This window comes from Loktanella sp. SALINAS62 (assembly GCF_018263905.1).
Taxonomy (GTDB): domain Bacteria; phylum Pseudomonadota; class Alphaproteobacteria; order Rhodobacterales; family Rhodobacteraceae; genus Loktanella.
The window spans coordinates 1-5,407 of record NZ_JAAFZU010000044.1 but is presented as its reverse complement, the minus strand read 5'-3'; the positions used below and the strand labels follow the sequence as shown (position 1 = coordinate 5,407).

Genomic DNA, 5,407 nt, shown 5'->3' with positions numbered 1-5,407 from the left:
CTTCGCTGTATCTCGTTCGCTTCATTGTCCGTCCCTTCGTTGGGTCGGACTCTCATTCCAAATGGAGGAAAAATCCCGTTGCAGGTCAGTGGAGATTGCCAAAGTAAAGGAAGGCACAAAATTTGGCCGTGCCAATTTTAGGTGCTTGCTGAAAGGGGATGCCATCACCGCTGACTACGTGCGTGAACAGGAAAAGGCCGGTCGCATGAGCCAGCAAATGATCGCGATAATTGCCGAGGGAAAGAATGGCCGAATCTATCTTCCTCCAAATGGCCACCACATCGCGGCTGCATTGGCACCCACCGTTTCAACTGAGGCTCAGAACTTCAGGAATGAAAACTTCAGAAGAGTTGCGAAGAACAAATCAAGGTCTGCCTCGCGCGCATTCGCGTCCTCCTCATCCTCCTCCTTTACTGGTTTACTTATTGGTTCTTTTTAAAGGTTAGTGTCCGAATTCCGGACACGACTTGGGGCATTTGCCGGACACGGGTAGGGGCAAAATTCGGACATGGCTTTTGGGTGATTCCCGTGTCCGAAATCCGGACATGGCTCAGCCGCGCCAGGGGCGTCGAGATCGCATTTACCTAATTCATCGGTGATTTCCGCAACGCCTGCGTTTTCGTGTCCGATTTTCGGACTCGGCACCAAAGCAACCGGTGTGAATGATCATGAACCACAAGAAGCTGTATCGGCTATATACCGAGGAGAAGCTGGGCGTCAGGCGTCGGCGGGGCCGGAAACGAGCCCGCGGATCGCGGATACCGATGCCTGAGGCGCTGAACCCCGGCGAGCGTTGGTCGCTGGACTTTCTGTCCGGTACGTTCCGCGCATCCCACAAGTTCCGCATATTGGCTGTGAATGGCGATTGTTGCCGCGATAACCTGTGCCTGATGGCTGACACCAGCATCTCGGGCGTGCGGGTGGGCCCCAAAAAGGGAAGTTTGGACGACGACTGACGCGCGATCTGGCGTTGGTCTCACTTGCCTGCTACGGCTTGTCGCATGGCACTATCAGACAACATGCGGGGCGCGGCGCTGATGGCTGCGGGCATGACAACATTTACCATTAACGACGCTTTCGTCAAAACGCTTAGCGACAGCGTGCCGTTGTTTCAGGTCATTTTTCTGCGGGGAATCGGCGTCACCATCGGATTGTGTTTGCTTGCTTATGCGCTGGGGCAGATACGGTTCGATTTGACAGGGCGCGACTGGCGCCTGATTTTGATCCGCTCTTTGGCAGAGGCGGGCGGGGCGGCATTGTTCATCACCGCCCTTTTCAACATGCCAATCGCCAATGTCAGTGCCATTTTGCAGGTCCTGCCGCTGAGTGTCGCGCTGGCCGGGGCGCTGTTTCTAAAAGAGCCGTTGGGCTGGCGCAGGCTGAGTGCGATCCTGATCGGCTTTGTCGGCGTGCTTTTGATCGTCCGGCCGGGTGGCGCGGATTTCAACGTCTTTTCGGTGTCCGCGCTGGCGGCGGTCGCCTGTGTGACACTGCGCGACCTTGTCGTCCGGCGGATGTCGCGGGACGTGCCGTCGGTCATGGTATCGCTGGTTGGATCTATTGTTGTGACTGGTGTCGCCGGCATCCTGACGCTGTTCGGTGACTGGGCGCCGCTGAGCGCGGACATGACCCTACCGATCGGGTTTGCCACGATTGCGCTGATCGTTGGTTATGTGTGTTCGGTCGCCGCCATGCGGGTGGGCGAAATCGGGTTTGTCGCGCCGTTTCGTTATACCAGCTTGTTGGTCGCACTATTGATTGGTCTGTTCGTGTTTCAGGAAATACCGCGGCCCGTGACGTTGCTGGGTGCGGGAATCGTCGTGGCGACAGGTTTGTTTACCCTTTGGCGCGAACAAAGGATCAAACTGAAACGCCGGGTCGTACCCGATCGCATCCGCTAGATTTTGCAGGGCTTTGCGGGGTGTGGGTGACTGTTGACACCCCTGCCGACCCGGCCTATACGGCGCGCATCCGGGCTGGGGGTAATCCCCCCAAATCCGATATCAAATGTCGTAGTGGTCAAGAACCGGGCTAATGCTGTCCCTGTTCCTCTGAATACTCACCGCACCGAACCTCCGGTAAGGGTTCGACTGCGGAATTTTTGTGCTTTGCAGACGTGCATCGCATGCCAAGTCAATCTGCGGGGCCGGTCCCCGCTCACATGTGAGAGAATAGGGAAAACCGCCCCATGCCAACGATCCAGCAGCTGATCCGCAAACCGCGCCAGCCCAAAGTTACACGTTCGAAGTCAATGCACCTTGAAGGCTGCCCGCAAAAGCGCGGCGTCTGCACACGCGTCTACACAACGACGCCGAAGAAACCGAACTCCGCCATGCGGAAGGTTGCCAAGGTCCGTCTGACCAATGGCTACGAAGTCATTTCTTACATTCCCGGTGAATCGCACAACCTTCAGGAACACTCTGTTGTCCTGATCCGCGGCGGCCGGGTCAAAGACCTTCCGGGTGTGCGTTACCACATCCTGCGCGGTGTTCTTGATACCCAGGGTGTCAAGGATCGTAAGCAGCGCCGGTCCAAGTACGGCGCCAAGCGTCCGAAGTAATGAGCGAAGGCGGGATCAGTCCCGCCCTACACTTCCATTCCGTAGGGCGGGTTCAATCCCGCCATTGCCCAAGAAAAGAGATTATCCATGTCACGCCGCCACGCCGCTGAAAAACGCGAAGTTCTACCTGACGCAAAGTTCGGTGATACCGTTCTGACGAAGTTCATGAACAACCTGATGGTCGACGGCAAAAAAGCCGTTGCAGAACGTATCGTCTACAACGCTTTCGACCGCGTCGAAGAAAAGCTGAAGAAGTCCCCGGTCGAAGTGTTCCACGAATGCCTCGACAACATCAAACCGTCGGTCGAAGTGCGTTCGCGCCGCGTCGGTGGTGCGACCTATCAGGTCCCCGTCGAAGTCCGCCCGGAGCGTCGTGAGGCGCTGGCGATCCGTTGGTTGATTGCTGCCGCGAAAAAGCGGAACGAAAACACCATGGAAGAACGCCTTGCAGGCGAGCTTATGGACGCTGTCAACGGCCGTGGTACGGCCGTGAAAAAGCGCGAAGACACCCACAAGATGGCCGACGCGAACAAAGCGTTCAGCCACTACCGCTGGTAAATCAGGAGCACCACCACAATGGCACGCGACTACCCTCTTCAGCGCTACCGCAACTTCGGGATCATGGCGCACATCGACGCAGGCAAGACGACCTGTACCGAACGGATCCTGTACTACACCGGCAAGTCCCACAACATCGGCGAAGTTCACGACGGCGCCGCCACCATGGACTGGATGGAACAGGAGCAGGAGCGCGGAATCACGATCACGTCCGCCGCGACGACCACGTTCTGGCAGCGTCAGGACGATCCGTCGGCTGATGGCACCTCCGACACCAAGATCCGCATGAACATCATCGACACGCCCGGCCACGTCGATTTCACCATCGAAGTCGAACGCTCGCTGGCCGTGCTCGACGGTGCGATCTGTCTGCTGGACGCCAACGCCGGTGTCGAACCGCAGACCGAAACAGTCTGGCGTCAGGCCGACCGTTACAAGGTTCCGCGGATCGTGTTCGTCAACAAGATGGACAAGATCGGTGCCGATTTCTACAACTGCGTCAACATGATCGCAGACCGCACCGGTGCCGTGCCTGCCCCCATCCAGCTGCCCATCGGCGCAGAGACGGAGCTAGAAGGCATCATTGACCTCGTGACCATGGAAGAATGGGTCTATCAGAGTGAAGATCTGGGCGCGTCCTGGGTCCGTCAGCCGATCCGCGCCTCCCTCCAGGATCAGGCGAACGAATGGCGCGGCAAGCTGATCGAGCTGGCCGTCGACATGGACGACGCCGCGATGGAAGCCTACCTTGACGGCACGGAGCCCGACGTCGACCTGCTGCGCAAGCTGATCCGCAAGGGCACGCTGGCGATGAAGTTCGTCCCTGTGCTCGCGGGGTCCGCCTTCAAGAACAAGGGTGTGCAGCCGCTACTGAACGCCGTGATCGACTATCTGCCCAGCCCGCTGGACGTGGTCGACTACATGGGCTTCAAGCCCGGCGATGACACGGAAACGCGCAACATTCCGCGCCGCGCCGACGACGACATGGCTTTCTCTGGCCTGGCGTTCAAGATCATGAACGACCCGTTCGTCGGCTCTCTGACGTTTACCCGGATCTACTCGGGCAAGCTGAAGAAGGGCGACTCCATGCTCAACTCCACCAAGGGGAACAAAGAGCGTGTGGGCCGGATGATGATGATGCACGCCATCAACCGCGAAGAGATCGACGAGGCATGGGCCGGCGACATCATCGCGCTGGGTGGCCTGAAGGGCACGACGACGGGCGACACCCTGTGTGACCCGGCCGATCCGGTCGTTCTGGAAACGATGACCTTCCCCGAGCCGGTGATCGAGATTGCGGTCGAACCTAAGACCAAGGCCGACCAGGAAAAGATGGGCATCGCTCTCGCCCGTCTGGCCGCCGAAGATCCCTCCTTCCGCGTGGAGACCGATTTCGAATCCGGTCAGACCATCATGCGCGGCATGGGCGAACTTCACCTCGACATCCTCGTCGATCGCATGAAGCGCGAATTCAAGGTCGAGGCGAACATCGGTGCGCCGCAGGTGGCCTACCGCGAAACCATCGGCCACGAAGTCGAACACACCTACACCCACAAGAAGCAGTCGGGTGGTTCGGGTCAGTTCGGCGAAGTGAAGCTGCTGATCATGCCGACAGAGCCGGGCGAAGGCTATTCGTTCGAATCCAAGGTCGTGGGTGGTTCGGTACCGAAGGAATACATTCCGGGCGTCGAAAAGGGGATCAAGTCGGTCATGGACTCCGGTCCGCTGGCAGGCTTCCCGGTCATCGACTTCAAGGTGCAACTGCTGGAAGGCAAGTACCACGACGTCGACTCCTCGGTCCTCGCGTTCGAGATCGCGGCACGGATGTGCATGCGTGAAGGAATGCGCAAGGCCGGCGCCAAGCTGCTGGAACCGATCATGAAGGTCGAAGTCGTGACACCGGAAGAATACACCGGTGGCGTGATCGGCGACCTGACGTCCCGTCGCGGGATGGTTCAGGGGCAGGACAGCCGCGGCAACGCGAACGTCATCGATGCCTTCGTGCCGCTGGCCAACATGTTCGGCTACATCAACACGCTGCGGTCGATGACCTCGGGCCGTGCGCAGTTCTCGATGCAGTTTGATCATTACGATCCGGTGCCGCAGAACATCTCTGAAGAAATTCAGTCCAAATTCGCATAAACGGCGTGCGGGCCTTCGGGCCCGCTCTGCCCCCTCAATTCGACATTCAAGGAGGCCATCATGGCTAAGGCAAAGTTCGAACGTAACAAACCGCACGTTAACATCGGCACGATCGGCCACGTTGACCATGGCAAGACGACGCTGACG

Annotated in this window: 6 protein-coding genes and 1 pseudogene; all 7 read left to right on the top strand. The window is 58.6% G+C overall.

Features of this window, described 5'->3' with window-relative positions; translation table 11 throughout:
- The coding region (locus GZH79_RS14160; RefSeq protein ID WP_211644429.1) for a hypothetical protein at positions 1 to 439 on the top strand (439 nt) is incomplete at its 5' end.
- Between the two features lie 223 nt (positions 440 to 662).
- Positions 663 to 923: pseudogene (locus GZH79_RS14155) on the top strand (IS3 family transposase); the annotation flags it as partial.
- A gap of 78 nt (positions 924 to 1,001) precedes the next feature.
- Positions 1,002 to 1,901: a DMT family transporter gene (locus GZH79_RS14150; protein ID WP_211644428.1), complete on the top strand. Its 900-nt coding sequence runs from the start codon at positions 1,002 to 1,004 to the stop codon at positions 1,899 to 1,901.
- A 287-nt stretch (positions 1,902 to 2,188) separates the two neighbouring features.
- A complete protein-coding gene (rpsL, locus tag GZH79_RS14145; RefSeq protein WP_211644427.1) occupies positions 2,189 to 2,560 on the top strand; it encodes a 30S ribosomal protein S12 in 372 nt (123 codons plus the stop codon).
- A gap of 87 nt (positions 2,561 to 2,647) precedes the next feature.
- Positions 2,648 to 3,118: a 30S ribosomal protein S7 gene (gene rpsG / locus GZH79_RS14140; protein ID WP_211644426.1), complete on the top strand. Its 471-nt coding sequence runs from the start codon at positions 2,648 to 2,650 to the stop codon at positions 3,116 to 3,118.
- 18 nt (positions 3,119 to 3,136) lie between these two features.
- On the top strand, positions 3,137 to 5,260 hold the full coding sequence (gene fusA / locus GZH79_RS14135; protein WP_211644425.1) for an elongation factor G: 2,124 nt from the start codon (positions 3,137 to 3,139) through the stop codon (positions 5,258 to 5,260).
- A gap of 60 nt (positions 5,261 to 5,320) precedes the next feature.
- A partial coding sequence (locus GZH79_RS14130; protein WP_211643483.1) for a GTP-binding protein occupies positions 5,321 to 5,407 on the top strand: 87 nt, incomplete at its 3' end.

What these genes read in the sequence shown, in the direction of transcription:
- rpsG (WP_211644426.1), top strand. Translation starts at nt 2,648, where the DNA reads ATGTCACGCCGCCACGCCGCTGAAAAACGCGAAGTTCTACCTGACGCA.
- fusA (WP_211644425.1), top strand. Translation starts at nt 3,137, where the DNA reads ATGGCACGCGACTACCCTCTTCAGCGCTACCGCAACTTCGGGATCATG.
- rpsL (WP_211644427.1), top strand. Translation starts at nt 2,189, where the DNA reads ATGCCAACGATCCAGCAGCTGATCCGCAAACCGCGCCAGCCCAAAGTT.
- GZH79_RS14150 (WP_211644428.1), top strand. Translation starts at nt 1,002, where the DNA reads ATGGCACTATCAGACAACATGCGGGGCGCGGCGCTGATGGCTGCGGGC.